The sequence below is a fragment of the Sorangium sp. So ce590 genome, assembly GCF_051521365.1.
GTDB lineage: Bacteria > Myxococcota_A > Polyangia > Polyangiales > Polyangiaceae > Sorangium.
In genome coordinates, this window is the sequence record NZ_CP150346.1 from 4,798,368 (window position 1) to 4,825,137 (window position 26,770).

At 72.9% G+C, this 26,770-nt stretch carries 26 protein-coding genes; 19 read left to right on the forward strand and 7 right to left on the reverse strand.

Going from position 1 to position 26,770, the window contains the following annotated elements; all coding sequences use genetic code 11:
- Positions 1 to 54: 54 nt before the first annotated feature.
- From WMF28_RS18005 to WMF28_RS18015, 3 genes are read right to left on the reverse strand one after another with little or no spacing between them, the layout of a single operon-like run.
- A complete protein-coding gene (locus tag WMF28_RS18005) occupies positions 55 to 492 on the reverse strand; it encodes a 23S rRNA (pseudouridine(1915)-N(3))-methyltransferase RlmH (protein WP_437492872.1) in 438 nt (145 codons plus the stop codon).
- 6 nt (positions 493 to 498) lie between these two features.
- The gene (gene rsfS, locus WMF28_RS18010) at positions 499 to 1,428 is read right to left on the reverse strand and encodes a ribosome silencing factor (protein ID WP_437603472.1); all 930 of its coding nucleotides are present in this window, start codon (positions 1,426 to 1,428) and stop codon (positions 499 to 501) included.
- A 59-nt stretch (positions 1,429 to 1,487) separates the two neighbouring features.
- Positions 1,488 to 2,798: a glutamate-5-semialdehyde dehydrogenase gene (locus tag WMF28_RS18015; RefSeq protein ID WP_437603473.1), complete on the reverse strand. Its 1,311-nt coding sequence runs from the start codon at positions 2,796 to 2,798 to the stop codon at positions 1,488 to 1,490.
- Positions 2,799 to 2,868: 70 nt separating this feature from the next.
- On the opposite strand from WMF28_RS18015, the gene WMF28_RS18020 reads away from it, so the two are divergent.
- The 13 genes from WMF28_RS18020 to WMF28_RS18080 all read left to right on the forward strand — a co-directional run bounded on the left by WMF28_RS18020 (position 2,869) and on the right by WMF28_RS18080 (position 14,407).
- A complete protein-coding gene (locus tag WMF28_RS18020) occupies positions 2,869 to 3,237 on the forward strand; it encodes a hypothetical protein (protein WP_437603474.1) in 369 nt (122 codons plus the stop codon).
- Positions 3,234 to 3,506 carry a hypothetical protein gene (locus tag WMF28_RS18025; protein ID WP_437603475.1) on the forward strand — a complete coding sequence of 91 codons (273 nt, stop codon included), beginning with the start codon at positions 3,234 to 3,236 and terminating at the stop codon, positions 3,504 to 3,506. The genes WMF28_RS18020 and WMF28_RS18025 overlap by 4 nt, the downstream gene beginning before the upstream one ends.
- A 78-nt stretch (positions 3,507 to 3,584) precedes the next feature.
- Positions 3,585 to 5,159: a glutamine-hydrolyzing GMP synthase gene (gene guaA, locus WMF28_RS18030; protein ID WP_437603476.1), complete on the forward strand. Its 1,575-nt coding sequence runs from the start codon at positions 3,585 to 3,587 to the stop codon at positions 5,157 to 5,159.
- 2 nt (positions 5,160 to 5,161) lie between these two features.
- Positions 5,162 to 5,479 carry a PEGA domain-containing protein gene (locus WMF28_RS18035; protein ID WP_437603477.1) on the forward strand — a complete coding sequence of 106 codons (318 nt, stop codon included), beginning with the start codon at positions 5,162 to 5,164 and terminating at the stop codon, positions 5,477 to 5,479.
- Positions 5,480 to 5,666: 187 nt separating this feature from the next.
- On the forward strand, positions 5,667 to 6,089 hold the full coding sequence (locus WMF28_RS18040; RefSeq protein WP_437603478.1) for a hypothetical protein: 423 nt from the start codon (positions 5,667 to 5,669) through the stop codon (positions 6,087 to 6,089).
- Complete coding sequence (locus WMF28_RS18045) at positions 6,086 to 6,913, forward strand: RNA polymerase sigma factor (protein ID WP_437603479.1); 828 nt, start codon at positions 6,086 to 6,088, stop codon at positions 6,911 to 6,913. Before WMF28_RS18040 ends, WMF28_RS18045 begins: the two co-directional genes overlap by 4 nt.
- A gap of 55 nt (positions 6,914 to 6,968) precedes the next feature.
- Positions 6,969 to 7,139, forward strand: coding sequence for a hypothetical protein (locus WMF28_RS18050; protein ID WP_437603480.1), 171 nt, complete (start codon positions 6,969 to 6,971; stop codon positions 7,137 to 7,139).
- A gap of 325 nt (positions 7,140 to 7,464) precedes the next feature.
- Positions 7,465 to 9,141: a serine/threonine-protein kinase gene (locus WMF28_RS18055; protein WP_437603481.1), complete on the forward strand. Its 1,677-nt coding sequence runs from the start codon at positions 7,465 to 7,467 to the stop codon at positions 9,139 to 9,141.
- Positions 9,142 to 9,207: 66 nt separating this feature from the next.
- Positions 9,208 to 10,191, forward strand: a complete 984-nt coding sequence (locus tag WMF28_RS18060) for a hypothetical protein (RefSeq protein ID WP_437603482.1) — start codon at positions 9,208 to 9,210, stop codon at positions 10,189 to 10,191.
- 72 nt (positions 10,192 to 10,263) lie between these two features.
- Positions 10,264 to 11,637, forward strand: coding sequence for a 3-deoxy-7-phosphoheptulonate synthase class II (locus WMF28_RS18065; RefSeq protein WP_437603483.1), 1,374 nt, complete (start codon positions 10,264 to 10,266; stop codon positions 11,635 to 11,637).
- Between the two features lie 322 nt (positions 11,638 to 11,959).
- Positions 11,960 to 12,610 (forward strand): hypothetical protein, encoded by a 651-nt coding sequence (locus WMF28_RS18070; protein WP_437603484.1) that lies wholly within the window; start codon positions 11,960 to 11,962, stop codon positions 12,608 to 12,610.
- Between the two features lie 289 nt (positions 12,611 to 12,899).
- Entirely contained in the window at positions 12,900 to 13,283 is a 384-nt protein-coding gene (locus tag WMF28_RS18075; RefSeq protein ID WP_437603485.1) for a ribosome-binding factor A, read from the forward strand.
- Positions 13,280 to 14,407 (forward strand): RtcB family protein, encoded by a 1,128-nt coding sequence (locus WMF28_RS18080; protein WP_437603486.1) that lies wholly within the window; start codon positions 13,280 to 13,282, stop codon positions 14,405 to 14,407. Before WMF28_RS18075 ends, WMF28_RS18080 begins: the two co-directional genes overlap by 4 nt.
- Before the next feature lie 9 nt (positions 14,408 to 14,416).
- On the opposite strand, the gene WMF28_RS18085 is transcribed toward WMF28_RS18080, so the two are convergent.
- Positions 14,417 to 17,026: a S8 family serine peptidase gene (locus tag WMF28_RS18085; protein ID WP_437603487.1), complete on the reverse strand. Its 2,610-nt coding sequence runs from the start codon at positions 17,024 to 17,026 to the stop codon at positions 14,417 to 14,419.
- 447 nt (positions 17,027 to 17,473) lie between these two features.
- Here WMF28_RS18085 and WMF28_RS18090 point away from each other — a divergent pair, with 447 nt between their 5' ends.
- The 3 genes from WMF28_RS18090 to WMF28_RS18100 all read left to right on the forward strand — a co-directional run bounded on the left by WMF28_RS18090 (position 17,474) and on the right by WMF28_RS18100 (position 21,284).
- The gene (locus tag WMF28_RS18090; RefSeq protein WP_437603488.1) at positions 17,474 to 18,106 is read left to right on the forward strand and encodes a class I SAM-dependent methyltransferase; all 633 of its coding nucleotides are present in this window, start codon (positions 17,474 to 17,476) and stop codon (positions 18,104 to 18,106) included.
- Positions 18,103 to 19,065, forward strand: coding sequence for an NAD-dependent epimerase/dehydratase family protein (locus WMF28_RS18095; RefSeq protein ID WP_437603489.1), 963 nt, complete (start codon positions 18,103 to 18,105; stop codon positions 19,063 to 19,065). Before WMF28_RS18090 ends, WMF28_RS18095 begins: the two co-directional genes overlap by 4 nt.
- 470 nt (positions 19,066 to 19,535) lie before the next feature.
- Positions 19,536 to 21,284 carry a cation:proton antiporter gene (locus tag WMF28_RS18100; protein WP_437603490.1) on the forward strand — a complete coding sequence of 583 codons (1,749 nt, stop codon included), beginning with the start codon at positions 19,536 to 19,538 and terminating at the stop codon, positions 21,282 to 21,284.
- 27 nt (positions 21,285 to 21,311) lie between these two features.
- Here the strand turns inward: WMF28_RS18100 and WMF28_RS18105 are convergent, their stop codons facing one another.
- A complete protein-coding gene (locus tag WMF28_RS18105; RefSeq protein ID WP_437604277.1) occupies positions 21,312 to 22,223 on the reverse strand; it encodes a DMT family transporter in 912 nt (303 codons plus the stop codon).
- Between the two features lie 328 nt (positions 22,224 to 22,551).
- On the opposite strand from WMF28_RS18105, the gene WMF28_RS18110 reads away from it, so the two are divergent.
- Both WMF28_RS18110 and WMF28_RS18115 read left to right on the forward strand, forming a co-directional pair.
- Entirely contained in the window at positions 22,552 to 23,427 is an 876-nt protein-coding gene (locus WMF28_RS18110; protein ID WP_437603491.1) for an MlaE family ABC transporter permease, read from the forward strand.
- A 15-nt stretch (positions 23,428 to 23,442) separates the two neighbouring features.
- Entirely contained in the window at positions 23,443 to 24,300 is an 858-nt protein-coding gene (locus WMF28_RS18115; protein WP_437603492.1) for an MlaE family ABC transporter permease, read from the forward strand.
- Positions 24,301 to 24,339: 39 nt separating this feature from the next.
- Here the strand turns inward: WMF28_RS18115 and WMF28_RS18120 are convergent, their stop codons facing one another.
- Positions 24,340 to 25,080 carry an ABC transporter ATP-binding protein gene (locus WMF28_RS18120; protein ID WP_437603493.1) on the reverse strand — a complete coding sequence of 247 codons (741 nt, stop codon included), beginning with the start codon at positions 25,078 to 25,080 and terminating at the stop codon, positions 24,340 to 24,342.
- Between the two features lie 147 nt (positions 25,081 to 25,227).
- Between WMF28_RS18120 and WMF28_RS18125 the strand changes: the two genes are divergently transcribed.
- Positions 25,228 to 26,250, forward strand: a complete 1,023-nt coding sequence (locus tag WMF28_RS18125) for an MlaD family protein (RefSeq protein ID WP_437603494.1) — start codon at positions 25,228 to 25,230, stop codon at positions 26,248 to 26,250.
- A gap of 108 nt (positions 26,251 to 26,358) precedes the next feature.
- On the opposite strand, the gene WMF28_RS18130 is transcribed toward WMF28_RS18125, so the two are convergent.
- Positions 26,359 to 26,574 carry an acetyl-CoA carboxylase biotin carboxyl carrier protein subunit gene (locus WMF28_RS18130; RefSeq protein ID WP_437603495.1) on the reverse strand — a complete coding sequence of 72 codons (216 nt, stop codon included), beginning with the start codon at positions 26,572 to 26,574 and terminating at the stop codon, positions 26,359 to 26,361.
- Positions 26,575 to 26,770: the final 196 nt, after the last annotated feature.

A 26,770-nucleotide genomic window follows, 5' to 3' on the forward strand; every position in this document is an offset into this window, starting at 1 on the left:
CGGCCCGAGGGCCGCGGCGCCGGCGGCCGCCGCGGGCCGCCGGAACACCGCGCGTCAGTGGGCGTACGGCTCGCCGCGCAGCAGCGTCATCGCGCGGTAGAGCTGCTCGATCAGCACGAGCCGCGCGAGGCGGTGCGGGAACGTGAGCGGCGACAGGCTCCACCGGTCGTCGGCCGCGGCGGACACGTCGGCCGGCAGGCCGTCCGCGCCGCCGATCAGGAACGTGACCACCCCCTTGCCGCGCGAGCCCCACCGCTCCACCCCGGCCGCGAACGCCTCGCTGCCGAGCGCCTTGCCGTTCACCTCCATGGCGATGACGCTCGCCCCCGCCGACGCGCGCGCGAGCAGCGGCCCGACCTTCGCCGGCGGGCCGTCCGGGATCTCGATCTCGTCGCACGCCACGTAGCGGCGGATGCGGCCGAGGTACTCATCCATCGCCGCGCGCAGCGGCTTGTCCTTCACCCGCCCGACGGCGGCGACGACCAGTCGCATGGGCGCTCAGTCCGGATCGAACCGAGGGGCAGGCTGCGCCCCCGGCGGCAGGCTCTCCTCCGGGACCGGGACGCGGCCCGCGTCGATCCAGAGGCCCTCGATGTCGTACAGGCGGCGCGTCTCTTCCTGGAACACGTGCACCACCACGTCGCCGAAATCGATCAGCACCCAGGTCGCCGCGGCGAGGCCCTCCATCGACAGCGGGGCGAGCTTCTCCTTGCGCACGGCCTCCTCCAGGCCCGTCGCGATCGCGTGGACGTGCCGGTCGGAGCGGCCAGTCATGATCACCAGGTAGTCCGCGTAGTCGACGCGCCCGACGACCTCCAGGATCTCGACGCCGATCGCCTTCTTGTCGAGCCCCGCCGCGGCCAGCGCCAGCGCGAGCTCGCGCGCCGCCGCCGACGGCTCGGGGGCCGGCGGCGGCGCGCTCCGGCGCGGGCCGGAGCGCTTCGGGCCGGCGAGCGGCGACTTGCCCCGCGCCGGCGACCGCCCCGCGAGCGGCAGCATCGCCTTCGCGCCGCCCTCGCCGCCTCGCGCGGGCCGCGGCGCGTCGCCCTCGTCCCGCGCCGGACGCCGCGCCCGCGTCGCCGGCCGATCCGCCGGGATCGGCCGCGCCCGCGTCGCCGGCCGATCCGCCGGGATCGGCCGCGCCCGGCGCTCCAGCGGCTCGACCTCGTCGCCCGCGCCGGCCGCGCGGCGCGCGCGCGCCGCCTTCTTCGCGGCGGCGTCCCCGACGCCCGCGTGCGAGGCGCGGATCCGGGGCGACGCCGGCCGCTTCGTCTTCGCCGTGGACGACGCGCGCCCGGCCGCGCCCGCCTTGGCCGTGCTCGCCTTCTTCCGCGCCGGAGGGCGAGGCTCCGCGCTCTCGTCCGCCTTCGACCCCGACTTCGCCCGCGGCTTGCTGTTCGCCTTGCCTGCGTCCTTCTTCGTCGCCAACGTTCTCTCGCTTTCTTCTGCGCCTGCTCGGTCGCCGGGCGCCCATCGTCTCGCCCGCGTCAGCGGGTCTGGCCCTCGCCGTATGCAATCCACTTGAGCGCCGTCAGGCTCGCGAGCCCCATCGGGCCGTAGGCGTGGAGCTTCGTCGTGGAGATGCCGATCTCCGCGCCGAGACCGAGCTCGCCGCCGTCGTTGAACCGGGACGACGCGTTCACGAGCACGCAGCTCGCGTCGACCTCGCGCAGGAACCGCTGCGCGTGTTCGTAGCGCGGCGTGCAGATGACCTCGGTGTGCAGCGACCCGTAGCGGCCGATGTGCTCGATCGCCTCGTCGAGCGACCGCACCACCCGCACCGCGAGGACGGGCGCGAGGAACTCCTGCCCGTAGTCGTCCTCCGAGGCCCTGCGCGCCGACGGCACGAGCGCGCAGGTGGCCTCGTCGCCGCGCAGCTCGAGCCCGCGCTCCGCGAGCGCGGCGACGCGCCCGAGCAGCGGCGCGGCGACGCTCTCGTGCACGAGCAGGCACTCGAGCGCGTTGCAGACGCCGGGGCGCTGGAGCTTGCCGTTCTCGACGAGGCGGCAGGCCATCTCGACGTCGCACCCGGCGTCGGCGTAGAGGTGGTTCACGCCCTTGTAGTGCTGGATCACGGGGACGCGCGCGTTCTCGGCCACGAACCGGATGAGCCCCTCGCCGCCGCGCGGGATGGCCAGATCGATCATGCCGGTCATGCCGAGCAGGATGCGCGTGGCCGCGCGATCGAGCGAGGGGACGATCTGCACCGCGTCGGCCGGCAGCCCGACCGAGCGCAGCGCGTCCGAGAGCAGCGCGCCGAGCGCCGCGTTCGAGCGCGACGCCTCCTTGCCGCCGCGGAGGATCGCGGCGTTGCCGCTCTTCAGGCAGAGCACCGCGGCGTCGACCGTCACGTTGGGGCGCGACTCGTAGATCATGGCGATCACGCCGAGCGGGACGCGCACCTGCCCGACGAGGAGCCCGTTCGGCCGCCGCTCCATCCCGACGACCTGCCCGACCGGATCGCTCGCGGCGGCGACATCGAGCACCGCGCCGGCGATCGACGCGAGCCGCGCCTCGTCGAGCACGAGCCGGTCGACGAGCGCCTCGGAGAGGCCCGCGGCGCGCGCCGCGGCCACGTCCTCGGCGTTCGCGGCCAGCACGGCGGAGCGCTTGCCCTCGCCGGCCTCGGCGCGCAGCCGCTCGGCGACGGCGCGCAGCGCGCGGTCCTTCTGGGCCCGGTCCAGCGGGGCGAGGGCCCGGGCAGCCGCCCGGGCGCGCACGCAGAGGGCGCGCAGCGTGCTCTCAAGATCGACGTTGCCGAGATCGACGTTGCCGAGATCGACGTTGCTCTGTTCCACAGCGGGAACCTAGCTCGCCTCCCTGCGCGGGCCAACCGTTCTCCTTCGCCTCCGTGCTAGCGTACCCGCCGTGTCCGGCGATCTCCGAAGCTCGAGCCAGGCGTCCTTCGCACCCCGCTCCCGCCCGGCCTGTCGCACGCCTGCGCGGCGCTGGGCGGCGCTCTTCGCCGCGCTCCTCGCGGCGCTCGCGCCTGCGGCGTGCGGCGGCGCGGACGCAGCCGAGGACGCGCCCGCCCCGCCGAGCACGGGCATCCCGCTCGCGGCGCCGAACGCGCGCGGCGCGCCGCTCGAGGCGGCGCCGCCGGCACCCTCCATGCCCTCCTCGCCGTTCACCGATCCGGAGGGCCTCCAGATACCGCCCGATCCGTTCCATGTTCCCGAAACACCGCCGGATCCGGCTCCTTCCGGGAACGCCGGGGGGAGCGGAGTGGAGCTATGACACGCCCTCACCACGCCTCGCAGATCGCCGCGATCGCCGCGCTCCTCGCCGCGGCGTGCTCGTCTTCCGCACCCAAGCCGCTCCCCGCCGGTCCGCCGCCCGAGTACGAGCGCCCGCGCGCCTTCGACGGCGGCGCGCCCGCCGACGGCGCGCCGGCGACGCCCGTTGCTCCGCCGGACGAGCCGGCGGCGACGCCGGGCGCGCCGCTGCTCGCCCCGTCGCCGGACGCGCCGCCGTCGCCCACCCCGCCGCCGCCCACGCAGCCGTGACGCCGGCGCGGCGGGCGGGCGCGCGTTCAGCGCCTCGCAGCGCCTCGGCCGTCCGACTCTGGCGGATCCAGCCCCGCCATGCTAGCGGCAGCCATGCTCTCACCCCGGCGGGACTTCGTCGTCATCCTCGATTTCGGCTCCCAGTACACGCAGCTCATCGCCCGGCGCGTGCGCGAGTCTGGCGTCTACTGCGAGATCCACCGCTTCGATGTGCCCGTCGCCGAGCTGCGCCGGCTCGCCCCGCGCGCGCTCATCCTCTCCGGCGGCCCCGCCAGCGTGTATGGAGACAGCGCGCCCCACTGCTCGCGCGAGGTGCTGGAGCTCGGCGTCCCGACGCTGGGCATCTGCTACGGGCTCCAGCTCATGGCGCACCACCTCGGCGGCAAGGTCGAGCGCGCACACACGGGCGGCGAGTACGGCCCCGCCACGGTGCGGGTCGAGCGCTCGGCGGGCATCTTCTCCCGCCTCACCGAGGGCGACTCCATCGACGTCTGGATGAGCCACGGCGATCGCCTCACGGCGATGCCGGAGGGGTTCGTCGCGCTCGGCACCACGGCCGGCAGCCCGCTCTGCGCCGTCGCCCGCGAGCGCGACAAGCTCTACGGCCTCCAGTTTCACCCCGAGGTCGTCCACACCCCGCGCGGCAAGGAGATCCTCCACGCCTTCCTCTTCGACGTCGCCGGCCTCTCCCCGACCTGGACGCCCGCGTCGTTCGTGGAGGAGGCGATCGCCGCGGTCCGCGAGAAGGCCGGCCAGCACGATCGCGTCATCCTGGGCCTCTCGGGCGGCGTCGACTCCTCTGTCGCCGCGGTCCTCTGCCAGCGCGCCCTCGGCGACCGGCTGACGTGCATCTTCGTCGACAACGGCCTCCTGCGCGAGGGCGAGGCCGAGGCCGTCGAGCGGACGTTCCGCGACCACTTCCACATGAACCTCGACGCCGTCGACGCGTCGGCGCGGTTCCTCGAGGGGCTGCGCGGCGTCGTGGATCCCGAGCAGAAGCGCAAGGTGATCGGCCGCCTCTTCATCGAGGTGTTCGAGGAGGAGGCGAAGCGCGTCCAGGGCGCGAAGTGGCTCGTCCAGGGCACCCTCTACCCCGACGTGATCGAGAGCGTCTCGTTCAAGGGGCCGAGCGCCGTCATCAAGAGCCACCACAACGTCGGCGGCCTGCCCGAGCGGATGAACCTCGGCCTGATCGAGCCGCTGCGGGAGCTCTTCAAGGACGAGGTGCGGGCCGCCGGCGAGGCGCTCGGCATGCCGCGCGAGATCCTCTACCGCCAGCCGTTCCCCGGCCCGGGCCTCGCGGTGCGTTGCCTCGGCGAGGTGACGCCGGAGAAGCTCCGCGTGCTCAGGGAGGCCGACACGATCTTCGACCAGGAGATCCGCGCCGCCGGGCTCTACGAGTCGCTCTGGCAGAGCTTCTGCGTGCTCCTCCCGGTCCGCTCGGTGGGCGTGATGGGCGACGAGCGCACCTACGACGAGGCGATCGCGCTCCGCGCTGTGCACTCGACCGACGGCATGACCGCCGACTGGGCGCGGCTGCCCTACGACCTCATCGCGCGCGCGAGCTCGCGCATCATCAACGAGGTGCGCGGCGTGAACCGCGTGGTGCTCGACGTGTCGTCGAAGCCGCCCTCGACCATCGAGTGGGAGTGACGATGGCCGCCGGGAACGCGAGGCGGACGCGCGCCGCGCTGGCGCTCGTCCTGCTCGGGCTCTCCTCGTGCGTCGCGCGGACCCCGGCGACGGTCTCGCTGCGAGTGCAGGGGAACGTGCCCGACGCGTCGGTCACGATCGACGACCAGTACATCGGCGCGCTCGCCTACGTCGCCGCCCGCGGCGTCGCGCTGCCGCCCGGCACGCACCGCATCACCGTGGAGAAGGCCGGCTACTTCGCCTGGGACCGCCTCGTCGAGGCAAGGAGCGGCGCCCCGCCAATCCAGCTCCAGGTGCAGCTGACGCCCGTGCCGGATTGACGATCTCGCGGACGGACACCGGCCGGTCCATCCCGCCGTCATCGCCGCCACCGCCCGCCGCTCCACTGCCTCGCGGGCGCGCGACAGCACAAGACGAAATCATCTCCAGGCGCTCTCCGTAATCCAGGGAGATGGATGCGCGCAGCACGCATTCATCGTCAACCCCAGGCTGATGGTGGACAGGAACATGCCGAATCGGAGCCCTCCGAAGGCGCTGTCGCGCGCGTCTTCCACGAAGAACATGGCCCGGCGCGCCCGCCGGTGCGCCACCCTCGATGTGTGCGGTCCCGGGAGCTGTCGTCCGGGAGGCCGCCTGTTTCATGCCCTGTGCGATCTCGCCGATCGCTTCCTGCAGCGCCGGGGAGATCCGCGGGCGATGCAGCTCGGCACCGTGTTGTTCTATGTCGCCTTCCACAGCGCTCGCGCGGCCGAGGACGACGACTTCCGCCTCTCACTCCGGACCTCCCTCGACATGCTCGTCGAGCTCGAGCCGATCGAGCGCTGGCTCCGCCCGCCGCCGGCGTTCGATCCGCCGGCCGGTCGGCCCGCGCCGCGCCCCTACCCCACCTGCGCCGGCGCGGATTTCCCGGCGGTACGGGGCGACGGATGACGCCGCCCGCCCCGCCTTCCCCTCCGGCGCGGCCGTCGTTCGAGACGGTCTATGCCGTGGGCCTTCCGTTCCTGCACCGCTCGCTCCGCTGGCTGGGCGTCGAGACGAACGATCTCGACGACGTGCTCCAGGAGGTCTTCCTCGCGGCCCACCGGAGCCTGCCGAGCTACGAGCCGTGGCGCTATCACGCGGCGCCTGCGCCCGGGGCCCCCACGGACGGGCCGCCGCCCCTGCGCATCACGCCCGAGGCGGCGCTGCAGCGGTGGCTGTTCGGCATCGCGTGGCGAAAGACGAGCCACTACCACGCACGCGCTCACCGGCGCCGCGAGATCCCCTCCGGGGCCGGCGCGTCCTGGCCGTTCGACGGGCGCGACCCGACGCCGACGCCGGAGCAATCGCTCGCGAGCGCCGACCGCGCCGAGATCGTGACGGCGCTGCTCCTGAAGGTCGCGCCCGAGCGGCGCGTGATCCTCGTGATGTACGACCTCCTCGGCGTCGCGGTGGCCGACATCGCCCGCGAGCTCCAGCTCAAGGAGAACACGGTCCGCTCCCGCCTGCGCCTCGCCCGCGAGGACTTCCGCGCGGCGGTCGCGCGCCAGTCGTCCGAGCGACGGAGCGCCCTGCGCGCCCTCACCGCGTCGGAGCGCCCCCACCACGCCGCGGCCGCGTCCCTGCTCCGCGCCGCGCGCGCGTTCCCGCCCGTCCCCGCGCCCGCCGCGCGCGCGCTCTGGCTTCGCCTCCAGCTGCGGATCTCGCGAGCGACCGACGTACCGACGTTGACGAGCGCGGGAAATACGCAGCGGGCGACCCCACTGACAGCTTGACGCCCCCGCACGTTTGTGTAGTCTCCGCCCCCCTCGCAGAGAAAGTCCTACCATCATGGCCAATACCCCGAAGTGGAATGTCCGTCTGCGTCACGAATGGCTCGCCACCCCGCTCAAGAAGAAGCGCCTGAAGCGCTGCCAGAAAGCGCGGATCGGCCTTCTCGACGCGGAGAAGCGCAAGGCTGCCAAGCAGAAGCCGGCTCCGGCGGAGCAGTCCACGGGCTGACCCTCCGACCACCGTGCGGCGATAACCGGACCGGCCGCGCCAACGCCTCGACATCGCGTGCCGAACACGGTCCGGCATGTCGGCGCCCTCGCGCGGCGCGATCCATGATAGCGTCGCTGTGCGGTGTTCGCCCGCGCGTTGGCGACGAATCGTCGGTCCCCGCCTCCGGCGAGGATCGACCCGGATCCATGGGAGCGAGGCCCTGAGCGTGTCGGATTCGAGCTTTTCGCCCGGTCGCTCGGGCAGCCCTGCCGTACCCTCATCCCGCTCGGCCGGAGGCGCGCCCTCGTCGGCGCCCGAGGAGGGCGATGGACCCACCCGCGTCATGAGCGACACAGAGCGGCAAGCCGCTCTGGCCGCCGTTCGCGCAGCGCAGGCCCAGGCCGCCGCGGCTGCATCCCCCTCCACGACCGCGGAGACGGTCCGTCCTCCTCCTCCTCCCCCTGCGGGGAACGCGGCGGAAGACGACCCGGCCCCGGTGACGGTCCGACCGCATGCTGTCTCCATGGGGCCCGCGGCGGCGGCGCACTACGCGACCGCCGACACCGTCCGTCCACCGCCTCCCTCCCCGGCGGGCGCGGCGGGCGACCCGCCGGTCGAGGCGGACCCGCTCGTCGGCACCACCGTGGCGGGCGCGTACCGCATCATCCGCCTCCTCGGAGAGGGCGGCATGGGCCGCGTCTACGAGACGCACCACACCCGCATCCCGGGCAAGCGCTTCGCCCTGAAGACGCTCCACCCCGAGCTTGCCCAGCAGGCCACCGTCCTCGCGCGGTTCCAGCGCGAGGCCGAGGCGGCGGCGTCGGTCCGGAGCCCGCACATCGTCGAGATCTTCGACGTGAACCGGCTGGACGACGGCCGGCCGTGCATCGTCGCCGAGTACCTGGACGGCCAGGGGCTCGGCGAGCTCCTCGCGGCGTCCGGGGGACGGCTGCCGGTCGGCACGGCGGTGCGGATCGCGCGCGAGGTCTGCGATGGCATCGCGGCCGCGCACGCCGCGGGCGTCGTGCATCGGGACATCAAGCCGGAGAACATCTTCCTCACGGGCGACCCTGCGTGTCCCACCGTGAAGGTCCTCGATTTCGGCATCTCGAAGACCTCCGCGCCGTCCGCGCTCACGAGGACCGGCATGGTGCTCGGAACGCCGGCCTACATGGCCCCGGAGCAGGCGAAGGGGGACGAGATCGACGCCCGGGCCGACATCTACGCCGTCGGCGCGGTCCTCTACCACGCGCTCACCGGGCAGCGCCCCTTCGAGCGCAGCGACCCGACGGCGATGCTGCTCGCCGTCATGACCGAGGAGCCGCCGGGGCTGGGGACGCTGAACCCGGAGATCCCGCCGGCCCTGGAGCTCGTCGTCCAGCGCGCCATGGCGAAGGAGAAGGAGGCGCGCCACGCCTCGATGAGCGAGCTCGCCGGCGCGCTCGCGCCGTTCGAGGAGGCGACCCCGCCGGGGGGCCCGTCCAGCGCGCCGCTCGCGCGCGCGTCCGTGGTGCTCGGGAAACCTTATACGCTCTCGCACGCCTTCGGTCTGCCCGGCTCGGCCGCGTCCGAGGCGTACCTGACGCGGCAGATGGTCTTCCTCTCGGCGAGCCTGGGCCTCGGGTGGCTCGGCGCCGGCCTCGTCAGCTGCCTTGCCGGCCTCGCGCGCGCGGCGCGGAGCGACGCCGCCGCGCTGTCGGGCCAGGGCGCCACGCTGCTCACGCTCGGGATCCTGTGCGCCCTGTTCGGCGTCGGGCTGCTCGGCGGCTTCTACGTCTTCCGCCACGTCTGGCGCGACGACACGAGGCTGAGCACGCTCGCGCCGCGGCTCACGACGCCCGTCGTGCTCGCCCTCGTGGCCTACGGGGTCGCGTCGCTGCTGGTGCGGCTGCTCGAGGCCGTGTTCCTGCAGCGCGCCATCGGCATCGCGTGGCCGGTCTGGGACGCGCTGCTCTTCCTGATCAGCGTGGGCGCCGCGCTCGCGGCCGCCCTGTTCCAGTGGCGAGCGCAGCGGCGATGAGCCCGCGGCGGGGCTGCGCGACGCCGCCCATGGGCCTCGGCCAGCGCCTGTGTTAGGGGAGCGAGCATGGCACCGCAGGCACCCGGGACGAGCGCCAGCCGGGCCAGCCCTCCCGACCGGCCGGGCTCGCTCCCCGGGACAACCGCCGTGCTCGCCGCGGGCGGCAGCGCCCCGGGATCGCGCGCCGCCCTGCTGACGCGGGCGCCGGCCGCGGCGCAGTGGCTGGGCGCCGGCGCGGCCGTCCTCGTGGCCGTCGTGCTCGCCGCCGCCCTGGTGCGCGACGGCGACGCGCTCGCGCGGCTCGAGGAGGCCGCGAGCGCCGAGCGCGCCGCGCCCGCGGCCTCGACGCTCCGGCGTCCAGTTGTCCCGCGGCCGAGCGATGCGGTCCCCGCCGACGAGCTCGCCGCTGCGACCGCGGGCGGCGTGCTCCCGCTCGAGGCGCTCGCCGTGCGCTACCCCAAGGATCCAGCGATCTTCCGCGCCCTCATGCTGCGCCACGCGCTCCCGCCGCCCTACCACGCCGCCGCGCTCGCCGCGGCGAAGCGGCTCCTGGAGCTCGATCGGGGGGCGGCGTCGGACGATGACGTGAAGCGCGTCCTCTCGAGCGCCGCCGGCGGACCTCCCGAGGCGGCGTCGGCCGCGCTCGAGCTGATGGCGAGCAGCATGGGGAGCCACGGGGCGGATCTTCTTTACGAGCTCTCGGTGGGCACCTCTGCGCTGAAGGAGCGCGCCGCACGGCGGTTCGCGGAGGCCGCGGTCCTGGAGCGGGCGACGCCCGCGCTGCGCATCGCGCACGAGCTCCGCGTCGCCACCTCCTGCAAGGCGAGGCAGGCGCTCCTGGAGCGCGCGGCGGCGGACGGCGATCGGCGCGCGATCGACGTCCTCACGCCGCTCACCTCCGGCAAGAGCAAGGGGTGCGGCTTTCTGGGAATGAGCCGCTGCGCGGCGCCGTGCGCCTCGATCGCGAAGGAGATCAAGGCGGCAATCCAGGCGATCGAGGCGCGCACCGGGCCATCGCCCGGGGCGGCCGACGCGCCGGCGAGCCGGTGATCGCGCCGGCGGGCCGATCCCGTTGACCGAGGGTTGCGCGGGTGGGAGCCTTGCCATATCAGGGCTCAACTCATGTACGTTCCTGCTCAATCCTGGTCGCCAGATTCATGGCGTGAACGTCCCAACGCAGCGCCGCTCCCTTATGACGATTCCGACGCTGTCGAGGCGGTCGTCGAGAGGCTCCGGGGGCTGCCGCCGCTCGTGACCTCGTGGGAGGTCGAGCGGCTCAAAGGCCATCTGGCCCAGGCGCAGCTCGGCCACCGGTTCGTGCTGCAGGGGGGCGACTGCGCGGAGACGCTCGACGACTGCCGCCCGAACATCGTCACGAACAAGCTGAAGATCCTGCTGCAGATGTCGCTCGTGCTGGTGCACGGCGCCCGCCGGCCGGTCGTGCGCCTCGGGCGCTTCGCCGGGCAGTACGCCAAGCCGCGATCCAGCCAGGTCGAGACGCGCGACGGCGTGAGCTTGCCGAGCTATTTCGGGGATCTCATCAACCGTGCTCCCTTCGAGGCCGCCGCCCGCCGCCCGGATCCGGGCCTGATGATCGCGGGATACCAGCATGCGGGGCTCACCCTGAATTTCATCCGTTCCCTGTCGGAGGGTGGCTTCGCCGATCTGCACCACCCGGAGTACTGGGATCTGAGCTTCCTCGAGCGGGCGGATCTGCCCGGCGAGCTGCGCGAGCGTTACCAGCGGATGACCGATCAGGTCGGGGAGGCTCTCCGGTTCATGGAGGCGCTCGCCGAGGTGCCTGTCGGGGAGCTGTCGCGCGTCGAGTTCTTCACGAGCCACGAGGGGCTCAACCTGCACTACGAGTCGGCGCAGACGCGGAAGGTCGCGCGCCGCCCCGGCTACTACGACCTGACGACCCACCTGCCCTGGATCGGCGAGCGCACGCGGCAGCCCGACGGCGCGCACGTCGAGTTCTTCAGCGGGGTCCAGAACCCGGTGGGCATCAAGCTCGGCCCGAAGACGCTCCCCGCCGAGCTGATCCGCCTCCTCGACCGGCTGAACCCGGCGGACGAGCCGGGCAAGATCATGCTCATCGTGCGCATGGGCGCGGGCCGCGTGCGCGAGGGGCTCCCGGCGCTCATCGAGGCGGTGCGCTCGGCAGGGCGCAAGGTGCTCTGGATGTCCGACCCGATGCACGGCAACACCCAGACGACGGCCGGCGGGATCAAGACACGAAGTTTCGAGGACATCCTCACCGAGATCGAGGCGAGCTTCGAGGTGCACGAGGCGCTCGGGTCCCACCTCGGCGGGGTCCACTTCGAGCTCACGGGCGAGGATGTCACCGAGTGCATCGGGGCGGGTCTCACGGAGTCCGATCTCGACCGGCGCTACGCGAGCCTGTGCGATCCGAGGCTGAATTACCGCCAGTCGCTGGAGATGGCCTTCCGCATCGCCCACCGCATGGCGGAGTCCTCCCGGCGCGCGAGGGGCTGAGCACCGGCTCCCCCACGAGCGGTGCTCGGTCAAGAAGGAGACGCGCCGCCAGGGCGCCAGTGACGCCAAGAGAGAGAGAACTCTCAGCTCTCCTGGCGGCTTTTCTTTCGTCGAGAGCACAGAGCTTTTGCCGTGATTCCCACCGTGGTCTCTCTCGCCGCGTTTCGCCCGTAAAGCGTGCTCCACGCGCTCATCGCCGGGAGCAGGAGACACCCGCTGGCGATCCGTCGAGGCTGCCCCAATGAATCATCGCAGGGGGTAGTTCGCCATGCAGAACATCTCGACAGAACAGGGTGAGAACCGACAGGGAGAGGGACAGGCCATGACGGAGAGCTCCTTCCAGGGACAGCAGCGATCCGCCGCCGGCCCGACGCTGCTCGAGTCTTTCCTGCCGGAAGCCGACATCGTCGTGAACGAGGAAATCGTGGTCATGGCGACGCCGGAGGTCACGTACGCCGCGCTGAAGAGGGTGGATTTCGCGAGGAGCCGCTCTCTCCTGCTGCGCGCGGCCCTCGCGCTCCGCGTGGCCGAAGCGCGCCGCGCCCGGCGCAGGCTGCGCCTCGCGCCGCTGCCCGCGCCCGCGCGCGTGTCGCTCCAGAACGTCGAGGATTACGGCCAGATCAAGCTCGCCGAGAAGGAAGGCTCCGAGATCGTCGTCGGCGCGATCGCGCGCCCGATGAGCACGGAGAGCCTGTTCGCGAGGCGAACCGCCGCCGAGTTCAAGGCGTTCGACTGCCCCGGCCACATCAAGGCGGCGGCCAGCTTCGTCGTGACGCCCTACGGCCAGCGCCGGACGATGCTCTCGTACGAGGTGCGGATCCGCGCGACCGACACGCGGACGCGGCGGCAGCTGTTCTTCTGGGACGCCCTGACGGCGCCGCTCATGAGGGTCATCACGCGCCGGGTGCTCCGCTACGCCGCGAAGGTCGCCGAGCGTCAGTGCGCCGCGCAGACGTATCGCCAGGCCACCTAGCCTCGCCCGCCAAGAGTCCGGCCAGGGACGGCCGGACCTCCGAGCGCCGGAGAGGCAGGCGCGCACGGCTCGCCGCAGCGCGGCCGGGGCGCGCCTTGCGCGCCTGCCCTCGCTCGTGCACCCTACGCGGCGAAGGAGGCCCGCCATGCACCCGATTGCGTCGACGAGCCTCGGTCTGACGCGCCGCTGAGCGCGCCAGCGAGGCTCACATCCCCGAGCTCATCTCGCGTGTCGCTGGAAACCGCGCGGCCGACGCGTTGGTGTGTCGCCGCGCCCTCGGGAGCATGGCATGGGCAAAGATCGATCGCGGAGCCGCGAAGGCGCGGGCTCCGTCGTGGATGCAGGTTCGTTGTTCGGTGGGACGGCGGCGCGGAAGGCGCAGCGCAAGGAGCGCCAGCTCTGCCGTCAGGTGCAGGAGGCGGTGAGCGACGCGCTCGCCGCGCTCCACGATGACGTCCTGCAGGACGTCTGGGTGGTGGAGGTGGAGCCGGCGCCCGACGCGAGCCGGCTCGCGGTGGTCGTGCAGGTCGGGCCGGGCACGCCGCCGGACGTGGCGGCGGCGCGGCTGGAGCGGGTGGCCGGCTACGTGCGCGCGGAGGTGGCGGGAGCGATCACGCGCAAGCGCGCGCCGACGCTCGCCTTCCAGGTGCTGCCGCCGGAGGGAGAGCTGTGAGCGCGCGCATCGCCGCGTGGCTCCCGGACGGCGCGGGCGCGGCGCTCGACGCGTCGCTCGCGCGGCTCGCGCGCACCGAGGACGTCGCGCACATCGCGGTCATGCCCGACGCGCACGTGGCCGACGACGTGTGCGTCGGCACGGTGACCGCCACGACCCGCCGCCTCCTGCCGGCGGCGGTCGGCGGCGACATCGGGTGCGGCATGGTCGCGTTGCGGCTCCACGCGGACGCCGATCTTCTCGCGGATCGCGACCGCGCGGCGCGGCTCCTCTCGGCGCTGTACCGCCGCGTCCCGTACGTCCTGCACGCGGCCGCCAGCGCCCCGCCGCTGCCGGACGATCTCGCCGAGGCCCGGCTCGGCGCGCCTCGGCTCGAGGCGATGAAGCGCCGCGACGGCCGGATGGAGCTCGGCACGCTCGGCCGGGGCAACCATTTCCTGGAGGTGCAGCGCGACGAGGAGGGCGCGCTGTGGCTGCTCCTCCACAGCGGCTCGCGCGCCATGGGGCCGGCGATCCGGCAGCACCACGAGGCGCTCGCGGCGCGCGATCCCTCGGGGGTTCGCTTCCTCGAGGCCGACAGCGAGGCCGGGCGCGCGTACCTCGCCGACGCGGCCTGGGCCGCGGGGTACGCGCGGGCGAGCCGCCGCCGCATGGTGGCCGAGGCCGCGGCGCTCTTCGCCGAGCTGTTCGGCGTCGAGGTCGACGCGCCGTCGCGCATGGAGGTCGATCACAACCACGTCCGGCGCGAGGAGCACGGCGGACGCGCGCTCTGGGTGCACCGCAAGGGCGCGATGGGGCTCCGCGCGGGAGATCTGGGCGTCGTGCCCGGATCGATGGGGAGCCCGAGCTTCCACGTGGAGGGGCGCGGCCACCCCGAGGCGCTCGGCTCGTCAGCGCACGGCGCCGGGCGCGCGCTGCCGCGGGGCGAAGCGCGCCGCCGGATCGGCGCGCGGCAGCTCCTGCGAGAGGCCGAGGGCGTGTGGTTCGATCATCGCCTCGCCGACCGGCTGCGCGAGGAGGCGCCCTCGGCCTACAAGGACATCGGCGCGGTCATGCGGGCGCAGCGCGAGCTCGTGCGCGTCGTTCGTCGGCTCTGGCCGGTGCTCGTCTACAAGGCGCCGTGAGCGCGCCCCTCACGGCCGGTCCAGGGTGACGACAGGCGACGTCCACGTGTCCCAGTGCGCCTCGTTGCCCGGATCCCCGAGCGCCCTGAGCGCGCGGAGCATGATCCGATAGCCCCCGTCCGGCACGACCGTCGCCCGCCCGTTCAGCTTCGTCGTGCCCTTCCACCCATACCGCGTGAACGCGGTCGTCGACGCGCTCTGACCGACGCGCGAGAGCGAAACCGCGCGCCCCCACGGCTTCGCGGTCGCGGCCTCGATGATGTCCAGGGTCAGACGCTCGGCGCCGTGGTCGAGGTGGACCATCACGTACGGGACATCGCCGGACGCCAGCGTGTAGGTCGCGCCGCTCCGCTGCGGGGTCATGCTCGTCCCGCTCAGCTTGCCGAGCCACGGCGCCTCCTGACCCGACAGCTTGAGGGCGGGCACGCTCTGGTAATCGCCCTTGAAGCCCGCGTACGGCACCCGCAGCGCGCCGTCGGCCGCGCCGCCCCGCGGGGTGAACACGAGGTAGCCGCCGAACAGGCTGCCGTCCGGGAGCGCGTCGCTCGCCCTGACGGTGGCCGAGACGGTCACCCTCCCGCGGGCCGGCACGGTGACGCTCGCGGCGCCGAAGTCGACGCGCGCGGCGCCGGTCGTCGCGCTCGCCGGCCTCCAGTGATCGCGCCCTGTCGCGCACGCCGCGGGCGCGTGCGACAGGTCGTAGGTGACGTCGTGCGCGCTCGCGTTCTCGAGCGTCAGCGTGCGCGCGGCGGGGCCGGCCTCGCTCTCGCCGAGCGCGAGCTTGCCGGGGCTGATCACGGTGCTCGCGCGGATCGACCGGTCGACGCGGATCACCCCCGCCCCCTGCCGGTGCGCGCTCTCGGGCACCCCGGCGCTCAGATCGCCGCTCCACGGCGCGGGGACGGCGCTGTTCTGCAGGACGTCGCGCACGCGCGGCGCGGAGAGCTCCGGGCGCGCGTCGAGCAGGAGCGCGACGGCTCCCGCCACGTGCGGCGCCGCCATCGACGTGCCGCTGAGCGTGTCGTACGAGCCTTGCTCGACCGGGATCGTCGAGTAGATCGCCCCGCCGGGCGCGGCGAGGTCCGGCTTGAAGGAGAGCGTCGCGCTCAAGCCGTGCGAGCTGAAGCCGGAGATGAGGCCCGCGGTGCGGCTCTCCGCGGCCACGGCCCGGTCGGTCCAGCTGTGGGTCAGCGGCCCCGCGTCGAGGCGCGCGTTGAGCAGCTCGCCGTCGGCCTGCGCGATCCCCACGACCGGGATGGTGATCGAGCCGTCCGCCTCGACCGACGGGCTGAGCACCCCGGCCCTGTCGTCGTAGATCACGACGCCGACCGCGCCGGCGGCCTGCGCGCGCGTGGCCTTCTGGTGGAAGGGGCAGCCACCGCGCCGGACGAGCGCGATCTTGCCTGCGAGGCTGCCCGCGGGGAGCTCGTCGCAGGCGTCGCGCGCGCTGGTGGGCGTCCCGGTGCGCTCCAGCGGGGCGCTCCCCGAGAGCGGCGGGGGCGGGCTCCCGACCGCGCGCGCATAGCCGATCGCCGCGCTGCCAGGCGCCACGGTGAACGACAGGCGGGTCACGCGGGTGCCGTCGACGGACGCGGTGCCGATGACCGCCTCGCCCACGCCGGGCGCGCCCGCGCCCCAGAGCCCCTTCTCGCCGCTGTTGCCGATCGACGCGACGACCACGACGCCGCGCGCGACGAGCGCGGTCGCCGCGGTCGCCGTCGGGTAGTCCGGCCACTGGAACGGTGTCCCGATGCTGATGTTGACGACGTGCATCCCGTCGTCGGCGGCCCGCTCCATGGCCTTGACGATGATGTCGGAGCGCGAGCCGCCGCGGCAGCCGAACACGCGGTAGGCGCCGAAGGTCACGTCCGGCGCCACGCCCTGCACGATCCCGTTCGCCCCGATGATGCCGGCGACGTGCGTGCCGTGGCCCAGGCAATCGTCGGGGTCGCCGTCGGGCGCCGGCTGCTTGCTCGCGTCGCCGGCGACGAAGTCGTCGCCGACGAAATCGTAGCCGAACGCCACGCGGCAGCCCGGCCCGAAGCAGCCGCCGAGATCGGGGTGATGGTAGTCGACCCCGCTGTCGATCACGCCGACGCGGATGTCCGCGCCGGTCACGCCGAGGTCGCGGCGCACGAGGTCCGCGCCCGACATGTCGCTCGCGACGGCGAGATCCGGGTCGACCGAGGTCACGACGCGCGTGGTGTCGAGCTCCACCGGCACGACGGGGTAGACGGCCTTGACCCCGGGCATCTCGGAGAGCGCGGCGGAGCCCCCGCGCGCGACGCGGACGGAGAGGCCGTTCCAGAGCTCCTCGAACGAGAATCGTACTCTGTACCGGAGCCCGCGTTCTTCGGCCGCGCGCCGGAAGCGCACCAGCTCCTCGCCCGCGAGGCCTTTGACGCGCGCGCCCCCGCCGCTCCTCGCGGCCGGCGCGCGCTCGAGCTCCACGAACCAGAGCTCCGTCGGCTCATCCGGCGCGAACGTCGCCTCGCCCGTCTCTGCGCCGTCCTGAGGGGCGGTGTTCTGGTCCGTCGCCTCGCCTCCAGATTCTCCGCTGCACCCTGAAAGAGCGATGTAGAGGGAGGCCAGACCGAACCAGCGCACACCAGCTTTCATGAGCCCTCTTCCGCGCGTGCCGATCATCGAGTCAGCTATGTTCGATGGCGCGAATCGGTCAAGCGCGAGCGGGGCGAGAACGGCTCGGGGAGCGAGCCTCACGACGTCATTGTCGTAGACCCTGGAAGAGTGGCTGTTTCACGGCAGCTCTCCTTTCGGGCCGGGCATAACGAGGTGCGCGCCGCCGGCCTCTGTTGCCACCGCGGGAGCGCGCTGGCCCCGGAGTCCAGGGCACCTTGCCGGTCGTCCTGGAGAGGTGTTGTTTTCGTGATCTCGCCGCTGTCCTGTCTGGCCACGGCCTCTCGGCTCCCCGCGCGTCAGAGCGCCGGAGGCGGCCCGCGCCACGCGCGTCGAGCGCGGCGTGGCCCCGGGCGTTGCCGGTCCTCGCGCGCTCGACTAGCGTGGCGCCGTTCTCCGGCGCGTGCGGCGCCGGGGCTCGGATGTGGAATGACGGTCCTCGCGCGCGGCTTGTTCTCCTTGCACCATCGCCTGGTCCACGTGCCTCGCGTGGGCCGCGTCGCGCGGGCGCTGGCCGCGCAGGTGGGCCGCGCGGCGTCGCTGCTCGACGTGGGCGCGGGCGACGGGACGGTCGCGCTCGAGGTCGCGCGCCGGGTGGGCGCGCAGCGCGTCGTCGGCGTGGACGTGAAGGCGCGCCCCGGGGCGGCGCTGCCGGTCGTCGCGTACGATGGCGAGCGCCTCCCCTTCCCCGACGGGGCGTTCGATGCGGTGCTCCTCTCCGACGTGCTGCACCACTGCGCGCGCCCCGGCGCGCTGCTCGCGGAGGCGCTCCGGGTCGCGTCGCGCGTCGTCGCGCTCAAGGATCACTTCCGGTTCGGCCCTGTCTCGGAGAAGGTCCTGCTCTGGATGGATCTCGTCGGGAACGCCGCGCCGGGCGTCGAGGTGCGCGGCACCTACTTCACGCCGGGCGAGCTCGCCGAGCTCGTGCGCGGCGCGGGCGGGCGCATCACCGGCCTCGAGTGGCCGCTCAGGATCCACGACATGCCGTTCCGTCTCGTGACGCAGGATCGCCTGCAGTTCGCGGCGCGGGTCGAGCGCCTGGCCGCGGGAGGCGGGCGATGACCGGGCTCAGGTCGTTCGTCGTCGGCGGCGCCGGGTTCATCGGGAGCCACCTCACGGATCGCCTTGTCGAGCGCGGCCCCGTGACGCTGTACGACAACCTCTCGGTCGGGCGCCGCGCGTTCGTCGCCCCGCACCTCGCCTCCGGGCGCGCGACGCTCGTCGAGGCGGACGCCCTCGATCTGGATCGCCTCACCGAGGCCATGGCGGGCCACGACCTCGTCGTGCACCTCGCGGCGAACCCGGAGGCGCGCTGGGGGCTCGCGCGGACGCGGCTCGACCTCGATCAGGGGACGATCGCGACGTACAACGTGCTCGAGGCGATGCGCCGCGCGGGGGTGGGCCGGCTGATCTTCTCGTCCTCCGGGACGGTCTACGGCGACACGGCGCGGCGGTGCGCGGAGGGCGATCTCGGCGCCTTGCCGATCTCGCTCTACGGCGCGAGCAAGCTCGCGGGCGAGGCGCTCATCAGCGCCTATGTCGAGTGCTTCGGCCTCACCGCGTGGATCTACCGCTTCGGCAACGTGGTCGGGCCGCGCGGGACGCACGGCGCGGCGCTCGATTTCCTGAAGAAGCTGCGCGCCCTTCGCACGGAGCTCGAGGTGCTCGGCGACGGGCGCCAGTCGAAGCCGTACCTCGATGTCCGGGACTGCGCGGAGGGCATCCTGTTCGGCTTCGACCGGGCCGGAGAGCGGTTGAACCTCTTCAACCTCGCGCCCGAGGACGCGACCCGCGTCTCCCGCATCGCGGAGCTGTGCGTGGCGGCGTCGCCCTATCCCGACGCGGTGATCCGGTATCAGGGCGGCGAGCGCGGGTGGCCCGGCGACGTGCCGGTATCGCGGATGGATCCGGGCAAGCTGGCGACGCTGGGCTTCCGGGTGCGGCACACGAGCGACGAGGCGGTGCGCATGGCGGTGGAGGCGCTGGCGAGCGAGGTGTTCGGGGGCGAGCCGGCGGGGTGAGGGGCCGGGCGCGCTGCCGCCCGGGGGGGGGCGACGGTGGCGGGCTCTGCACATGGCTGAGCGCACTCTCTACATTGGAAACAGGTCCTCTTCGTCGTGGTCGCTCCGGCCCTGGCTCGTCCTGAATCGCGCGGGCGGCGAGCGCCGAGATGGTGAGCGGCTTCGCCGCCCTCCGCACCGCGCTGCCGATGAACGTGCGGCGGAAGATCCAGGGCGTGGCGCTCACCGAGGCCGCGTCGCAGGACATCGCGCGCATTCAATCGACCTGGAACGACTGCCGATCTCGCTTCGGCCAGGGGGCGAGTTCCTGCTTGGCCGCTTCAGCGTCGCCGACGCGATGTACGCGCCGGTCGCGGCGCGGGCGCGGATCCGGGGCGCGCGCGGCGCGGCCGACGAGGTCGCACGTCCTTCGTCGCCCCGTCGCGCGGTAGCGGCTGCGGTCGGTGAAGAGAAGCGCTACTAGTGCCGAAATGCCGCACGACCTCGACCTCATCCTCACGCTCACGGGCGGCTTCACCGCTGCGCTCGCGTTCGGTTTCATCACCCAGCGCCTGAGGCTGTCGCCCATCGTCGGCTACCTGCTGGCCGGGATCCTCGTCGGACCGTTCACGCCGGGGTTCGTGGCGGACAAGGGGCTCGCCGACCAGCTCGCGGAGATCGGGGTCATCCTGCTGATGTTCGGGGTTGGCATGCAGTTCCACGTCCGCGAGCTCCTCGCCGTGCGGAAGATCGCCGTGCCAGGCGCCCTCGTCCAGATCGCCGTCGCCACCGCGCTCGGGGTCGTGGTCGGCCGCGCCGCGGGCTGGACGTGGGCCGCGTCGGCCGTCTTCGGCATCGCCATCTCGGTGGCGAGCACCGTCGTGCTCACGCGCGTCCTCAGCGACAGCCACGTCCTGCACACCCCCGCTGGCCACCTCGCCATCGGCTGGCTCGTGCTCGAGGACGTCTTCACCGTGCTGGTGCTCGTGCTGCTCCCCGCCCTGGTGGGCGGGGACGGCAGCGCGGGCGCGACGGGGATCGCCGTATCCGTGGGCCTCGCGGTCCTGAAGCTCGCCGGGCTCGTGGCCTTCGTGTTCATCGTCGGGCAGCGCGTCATCCCCGCGCTGCTCGGGTATGTGGCGAAGACCGGCTCGCGGGAGCTCTTCACGCTGACGGTGCTCGTCGTCGCGCTCGGCGTCGCCGTCGGCTCGGCGAAGCTCTTCGGCTCGTCGATGGCGCTCGGCGCCTTCCTGGGCGGCCTGGTCGTCGGCCAGTCCGACTTCAGCTCGCGCGCCGCCTCGGAGGCGCTCCCGATGCGCGACGCGTTCGCCGTGCTGTTCTTCGTCTCGGTCGGCATGCTCTTCGACCCGACGCAGTTCGTCGCGAGCTGGCCGGTCGCCGTGGCGACGCTCGCGGTCGTGCTGATCGGCAAGCCCCTCGCCGCGCTCCTCGTGGTGGTGATGCTCCGCCGCCCCTTCCAGACCGCCTTCGCCGTCGCGCTCTCGCTCGCGCAGATCGGGGAGTTCTCGTTCATCCTGGCGACGCTCGGCCGGCAGCTCGGGATCGTGCCGGACGAGGCCTCGCAGGCGCTCGTCGTCGCGTCGATCGTGTCGATCACCCTGAATCCCCTGCTCTTCAGCATCCGGGATCGCCTCGCGCGGTCGACGTCGGCGCTCTTCCTGCGGCGCGGCGCCGCGGCGGACGCCGTCGCCGAGGCCGCTCCGGTGGACGAGCCCGCCCACCGCACGGTCGTGGTGGGCTACGGCCCGGTCGGGCGGACGCTGACGCGGCTGCTCCGGGAGAACGGTATCGAGGTCACGGTCGTCGAGCTCAACCTCGACACGGTGAGGCAGCTGCATGACCAGGGCATCCACGCGATCTACGGCGACGCGACGCAGCGGGAGATCCTCGATCGCGCCGGGGTCGGGAAGGCCGACAGCCTGCTGTTCACGTCGGCGGGCGCGCCCGGAGACGGGGTCATCGAGCAGGCGAAGGGCATCAATCCGCGGCTGTTCGTCCTCGCCCGCGCCTTTTATCTGCGCGAGGTGGGCGCGCTGAAGAAGGCGGGCGCGGACGTCGTCGTGACCGGCGAGGCGGAGGTCGCGTTCTCGATGACCGAGCGCCTCCTCGTGCGGCTCGGCGCGACGGCCGAGCAGGTGGAGCGCGAGCGCGAGCGCGTCCGGGGCGAGTTCTTCGGCACCGGCGCGCCGGAGCCTCACCGCGCGACGTCGGCCGGGTGACCTCACGGGCGGGCGCCGAGCTCGATCTCAGCGCGATTTGCCGAGCCAGGTCACGCCGCCCACGACGAGCGCGAGCCCGACGACCTGCTGCCACGCGAACGGCTCCCCCAGGATGACCCATGAGAAGGCGATCGTGAGCACCGGGCCGAGCGTCGAGAACGTCGCGGCCCGGCCCGCGCCGAGCCGCCGGATCGCCTCTGCGAGCAGGACGATGGGGAGCACCGTGCTGATCGTCGCCATCGCCGCCGCGTACCCCCACACCGAGGCCGGGATCTCCCCCAGCCTGGCGGGGCTCCCCGTCGCCGCGTAGTGCGCCAGCACCATCAGGCACGAGGTCGCCCCGCAGTACGCGGCGAGGCGCGTCGAGCCGACCCTGGACGCGAGCTTGCCGACACCGATGTAGTAAAGCGCGTAGGTCACCGAGCTCGCGAACACCCACGCTCCGCCGACGGCGACGGTCCGCACGTCCCCGGTCTGCACGAGATCGTGCCAGACGGCCGCAGCGAGGCCGAGATAGCACACGGCGAGCGCGCCCCAGGCCTTGGCGCGCACCGGCTGCTTCAGCCACACCGCGCCGATCATGAGGACGAGCGTCGGATACACGAACAGGATCAGGCGCTCGAGGCCGGTGCTGATGTACGTGAGCCCGATGAAGTCGAACAGGCTGGACAGGTAGTACCCGAGGAACCCGACGAGCAGCACGCCCCCCCAGAGGCGGGGCGTCATGGGCTCGGCGGCCTCTCCGCGCTCCCTCCGGGCGAGCCACAGGAAGAACGGCAGCGCGATGCCCATCCGCAGCGCGAGCAGCGACACCGCGTCGATCGGGTGCGCGGCGTACGCGAGCTTCACGAAGATCGCCTTCAGCGCGAACGTCGCGGCGGAGAGGACGGCGAACGTCTGCCCATCGTCGAGCAGGCCAGTCGGGAGCCCGCCTGTCATGGCGCGCACGGGCGCGCGATGGGCCGTGGGATCCGCTTTTCTTTTCGTCACGGGCTCGATCCGCTGTCGACCGGACGTCGTCACCAGCGGCGCCCTCCCCGGCCGGCGCTCCTTCGGCGGCGTCCGGCGGCCTCCGGCGTGAGACGCGCCAGCATTACCTGTGGAAGTCCGCGTTTACCATCGCACAGGACGGCTTCGAAGCGAGGCATGCGCTTTTCAGATAGAGGACGATCTCCTGCTTGGGTAGCTGCCGGGGCCGCTGCGCACGCCGGATCGCAGCGGATCGGGCCGCGCTCCCCGGGAGCCTTGGGCTAAGCTCCCTGTTCCGATGACGTCTCCTGCTGGCCCAGGCACCGCCGCGCGCGTCCCGGGTGCGCTCCCCGCGCCCGGCGGGCCGCCCGCGCGGCGGCTGCGCGCGCCGATCGCGCAGGAGCCCACCGGGGTGCACCAGGTCGGCGCCACGTTCCTGCAGATCGCCGCCACGGTGGGCGGCATGGCCGTGCTCGCGGGGCAGATCGCGACGCGCGTGGCCACGCTCCGCGTCGACGGCGCCGAGTTCATGCGCAACCTCTACAAGATGGGCGTCAAGTCGATGCCCATCGTCGCCGTGACCGCGCTCTTCACCGGCGCGATCATGGTCATCCAGGCGGCGCCGCTGGTCGAGCGCTTCGGCGCGCACGGCCTGCTCGGCTGGGGCGCGGGCTTCGGCACGCTCCGCGAGATCGCCCCGCTGCTCACGGCGCTCATGATCAACGGCCGCGTCGGCGCCAACAACACCGCCGAGCTCGGCACCATGGTCGTCACCGAGCAGATCGACGCCCTCCGCGTCCTCGCGATCGACCCGGTGAGCTTCCTCATCGCCCCGCGCTTCCTCGCGATGGTGCTGACGCTGTTCCTCTCGGTGATCTTCGCCGACGCGCTCGCCCTGCTCGGCGCGGCCTTCACCGGCGATCTCCTGCTCGGCGTCGCCCCGGCGGTCTTCTACAACGGCCTCACGAGCGGGCTCCTCGGCATCGGCGACGTCATGAGCGGCCTCGTCAAGAGCGTCGTCTTCGGCGTCGTCCTCGCGCTCTCGAGCTGCCAGTACGGCCTCGGCGTGACCGGCGGCGCCCCCGGCGTCGGCCGCGCCGTCAACGCGACCGTCGTCGCCTCGGCCGCCGGCATCTTCATCCTCGACTACTTCGTCTCGTTCACGCTCGACTGATCGACGGCGCCGCGCATGCCCCCCTCCCACCCGAGCTTCCCGGACCGCGCGAGCGCGGGCCCCCCCTCGAGCGAGCTCCGGGATCTCGCGCCCGAGCAGTCCGGCGTCGCCGCGATCGGCAGCGCCGCGCTGTCCCTCTTCGCGTCGGCGCGCGAGCTCTACTCGCTATTTGTAAGGACGCTTTACTACTGCGCGAAGGGCCGCCACGAGCCGGGCGCCGTGCTCGTCCAGATGTACGAGATCGGCAACAAATCGCTGTTCTTCCTGACGGTCGTGATGGGCTTCATCGGGATGATCATGGTCTTCCAGGCCGGCCAGCAGGCGAAGCGGGTCATCCCGGATCTGACCATGCTGGGCGCGACCTACCTCGAGCTGCTCATCCGCGATCTCGCCGCCTCGATCGGCGCGCTGATGCTCGCCACGCGGGTCGGCGCGGGCATCGCCGCCGAGATCGGCTCGATGGTGGTGACCGAGCAGGTCGACGCGCTCCGCATGTGCGCGGCCGATCCGATCGACTACCTCATCAAGCCGCGGTTCATCGCGAGCCTCCTCATGACCACGTGCCTCATCGTCTGGAGCGCCGCGGTCGCGTTCACCACGGGGATGGTCACCGCCTACAGCATGTTCGACGTGAGCCCCGAGACGTTCATGAACGTGAGCCTCGTCGACGCCGGCGACCTCGCGACCGGCCTCGCCAAGTGCCTGGCTTACGGCGCCGCGATCCCGATCGTCTCCGGCCACTCCGGCCTCTCGACCTTCGGCGGCAGCGAGGGCGTGGGCTGGGCGACGACGCGCGCGGTCGTGAACTCCTCGCTCGCGGTCATCGTCCTCAACATGCTGATCTCGGCGGCTGCCTTCGTGATCTTCCGCTAGCCAGGCCGCCTGCCGCGTCGCCGCGCGCCGCGCGGCGCCTCACTCGATCGGCCCCTCGGCGCTCCCGGTGATGAACTGCTGGACGATCGCGTCCTGCGAGCCCTCGAACACCCCGCGATCTCCGAGCAGGCGGACGAGCCCTTGATAGAGCATGACGATGCGGTCGGCGATCGTGAAGATGCTCACGAGATCATGGCTCACGACGATGCTCGTCACGCCGAGCGTGTCGCTCAGCTCGCGGATCAGCTTGTCGACGCGCCGCGCGCTCACCGGGTCGAGGCTCGTGGTCGGCTCGTCGAAGAGCACGTAGCGCGGGTCGAGCGTGAGCGCGCGGGCGATGGCGACGCGCTTGCGCATCCCGTCGCCGAGCTCCGGCGGGAAGCGGTCCCCGAACTCGCGCATGTGCACCTGCTCGAGCCGCCGCCGCGCCTCCGCGAGCGCCTCCTTCGGCTTGAGCCCCTTGTGCTTGCGGAGCGGGAGCGCGACGTTCTCGGCGCACGTCATCGAGTCGAACAGCGTCGAGTGCTGGAACACCATCGCGCACTTCATCCGGACCGGGTACATCCGGGCCTCGTCGAAGCGGCTCACCTCCTCGCCGTCCAGCCAGATCTCCCCGCCGTCCGGGTAGAGCAGGCCGACGAGGTGCTTGATGAGCACGCTCTTCCCGACGCCCGACTGCCCGATGATGAAGAACACCTCGCCGTCCTCGACGTCGAACGAGACGTCCTTGAGGACCTCTTTGGGCCCAAAGGATTTTCTGACATTTCGGAACGAAATCATCGCGGCCTGGGAGGCAAGTACGGTTGCGTCAGGGCAAAGGCAGCGCGAAGCGTCACGACGCGCGCCGGAGACGATGCGTCAGGGCAGCTGGATCCTGGCCTATTTCCCTCACCTCCCCGCCGCCAGATCGGAGAAGATGAAGACCCCATGGCAAGCCCGCGATCGATCGAGGTCAAGGTCGGGATCCTCATACTCACGGCGCTCGGGCTCCTCGCCACGTTCATCCTCGTGATGGGCGGAGTCAACTTTCAGCCGAAGTACTCCATCTACGTCGAGTTCGATAACCCGGGCGGCCTGCAGACCGGGGCGCCGGTGAAGATCGCCGGGGTGGAGGTCGGCAAGCTCAGCGAGATCCACTTCCGCGGCGGCCAGGTCGGCAAGGACGGCAGGCGCGAGCCGCTCGTGCGGATCCAGCTGCGCGTCGAGGAGCGCTACCAGCAGAGCATCCATGACAATGCCACGTTCTACGTCACGACGCAGGGCGTGCTCGGCGAGCAGTTCCTCGCGATCGAGCCCGGCTCGACCGATCGGCCGGTGCTCCCCGCGAACGCGGTCGTCCGGGGGCTGGATCCGCCGCGCCTCGACATGCTCCTCGCCGAGGGCTACGAGCTCCTGCACGCGACCGTCACCGCGATGCGCGAGCACCGGGAGGAGGTCGGCGAGGCGTTCGACGGGCTCCGGAAGACGCTGAAGGGCACCGGCGAGTTCATGCACCGGAACCAGGACCGGCTCGATCGCATCGCCGAGAACGTCGAGCAGATGAGCCTCGACGGCACGGATCTCGTGAAGGACGCCCGGCAGAAGTACGTGAACAACCCGCAGATCGACCGGATCCTCGCGAACGCCGATCAGGTGAGCAGCACGGCCGCGCGCGATCTGCCGCCGCTCATGACGGACGCGCGCGAGACGCTGGCCAACGCGCGCCGGCTGTCGACCACGGTGGGCGGCGAGACGGAGCAGGCGAAGATCAAGAAGACGCTCGACGACATCGCCGAGATCGCGGGCAGGGCGAGGTCGGCGACCGCCGACGCCCAGGAGGTCCTCGCCCACGTCAAGCGCGGCAAGGGGACGGTGGGCGCGCTGGTGATGGACGAGCAGCTGTTCGACGACCTGCAGGAGCTCGCCCGCGACCTCAAGCACAACCCCTGGAAATTCTTCTGGCGCGAGTGATCGGCGCCGCGCCCTCGGGGGCGCGGCCGGGCCCCGCGGCCGTCCTGGCGGCGGCGCGTCGGCGCGGGGCGAGTCCGTGAAAGCGCGGACGCTGGCCGGCCCGGGCGGTCAGGCCAGCTTGATCAGCGGGGCGCCTTCGGTGACCGAGGCCCCCTCGGTGACGAGGATCTCCTCGACGATCCCCTCTTCCTCGGCCTCGACGGGCATCTCCATCTTCATGGACTCGAGAATGACGACCACGGTCCCCTCTTCGACCTTGTCGCCCGGCTTGACCTCGATCTTCCAGACCGTACCGGTGATGTGCGCCTTGATGACGTTTGCCATGGGCGCGCGAACCTACCGGAGAGCCACCGAGAATCCAACGGGAGCGTGGGGCGCGGCGCGGCCTCTGGCGGTCCGTGCTCGGGCGTCCCCCAGGCACCCTCTCCGGACGGTCGAGGTCGCCCGGTGGCGCGGGCACGCGGGACGGCGCGGCTGGGCAGGTGCGCGCGCAACGGACGAGGGGACGTGGGGACGTGGA

Excerpts from the sequence above, each read along its gene's own strand:
- WMF28_RS18005 (WP_437492872.1), bottom strand. The coding sequence starts at position 492 with ATGCGACTGGTCGTCGCCGCCGTCGGGCGGGTGAAGGACAAGCCGCTG.
- WMF28_RS18025 (WP_437603475.1), top strand. The coding sequence starts at position 3,234 with ATGACACGCCCTCACCACGCCTCGCAGATCGCCGCGATCGCCGCGCTC.
- guaA (WP_437603476.1), top strand. The coding sequence starts at position 3,585 with ATGCTAGCGGCAGCCATGCTCTCACCCCGGCGGGACTTCGTCGTCATC.
- WMF28_RS18035 (WP_437603477.1), top strand. The coding sequence starts at position 5,162 with ATGGCCGCCGGGAACGCGAGGCGGACGCGCGCCGCGCTGGCGCTCGTC.
- WMF28_RS18040 (WP_437603478.1), top strand. The coding sequence starts at position 5,667 with ATGCCGAATCGGAGCCCTCCGAAGGCGCTGTCGCGCGCGTCTTCCACG.
- WMF28_RS18045 (WP_437603479.1), top strand. The coding sequence starts at position 6,086 with ATGACGCCGCCCGCCCCGCCTTCCCCTCCGGCGCGGCCGTCGTTCGAG.
- WMF28_RS18050 (WP_437603480.1), top strand. The coding sequence starts at position 6,969 with ATGGCCAATACCCCGAAGTGGAATGTCCGTCTGCGTCACGAATGGCTC.
- WMF28_RS18055 (WP_437603481.1), top strand. The coding sequence starts at position 7,465 with ATGAGCGACACAGAGCGGCAAGCCGCTCTGGCCGCCGTTCGCGCAGCG.
- WMF28_RS18060 (WP_437603482.1), top strand. The coding sequence starts at position 9,208 with ATGGCACCGCAGGCACCCGGGACGAGCGCCAGCCGGGCCAGCCCTCCC.
- WMF28_RS18065 (WP_437603483.1), top strand. The coding sequence starts at position 10,264 with ATGTACGTTCCTGCTCAATCCTGGTCGCCAGATTCATGGCGTGAACGT.
- WMF28_RS18070 (WP_437603484.1), top strand. The coding sequence starts at position 11,960 with ATGACGGAGAGCTCCTTCCAGGGACAGCAGCGATCCGCCGCCGGCCCG.
- WMF28_RS18075 (WP_437603485.1), top strand. The coding sequence starts at position 12,900 with ATGGGCAAAGATCGATCGCGGAGCCGCGAAGGCGCGGGCTCCGTCGTG.
- WMF28_RS18085 (WP_437603487.1), bottom strand. The coding sequence starts at position 17,026 with ATGAAAGCTGGTGTGCGCTGGTTCGGTCTGGCCTCCCTCTACATCGCT.
- WMF28_RS18090 (WP_437603488.1), top strand. The coding sequence starts at position 17,474 with ATGACGGTCCTCGCGCGCGGCTTGTTCTCCTTGCACCATCGCCTGGTC.
- WMF28_RS18095 (WP_437603489.1), top strand. The coding sequence starts at position 18,103 with ATGACCGGGCTCAGGTCGTTCGTCGTCGGCGGCGCCGGGTTCATCGGG.
- WMF28_RS18100 (WP_437603490.1), top strand. The coding sequence starts at position 19,536 with ATGCCGCACGACCTCGACCTCATCCTCACGCTCACGGGCGGCTTCACC.
- WMF28_RS18105 (WP_437604277.1), bottom strand. The coding sequence starts at position 22,223 with ATGACAGGCGGGCTCCCGACTGGCCTGCTCGACGATGGGCAGACGTTC.
- WMF28_RS18110 (WP_437603491.1), top strand. The coding sequence starts at position 22,552 with ATGACGTCTCCTGCTGGCCCAGGCACCGCCGCGCGCGTCCCGGGTGCG.
- WMF28_RS18115 (WP_437603492.1), top strand. The coding sequence starts at position 23,443 with ATGCCCCCCTCCCACCCGAGCTTCCCGGACCGCGCGAGCGCGGGCCCC.
- WMF28_RS18120 (WP_437603493.1), bottom strand. The coding sequence starts at position 25,080 with ATGATTTCGTTCCGAAATGTCAGAAAATCCTTTGGGCCCAAAGAGGTC.
- WMF28_RS18125 (WP_437603494.1), top strand. The coding sequence starts at position 25,228 with ATGGCAAGCCCGCGATCGATCGAGGTCAAGGTCGGGATCCTCATACTC.
- WMF28_RS18130 (WP_437603495.1), bottom strand. The coding sequence starts at position 26,574 with ATGGCAAACGTCATCAAGGCGCACATCACCGGTACGGTCTGGAAGATC.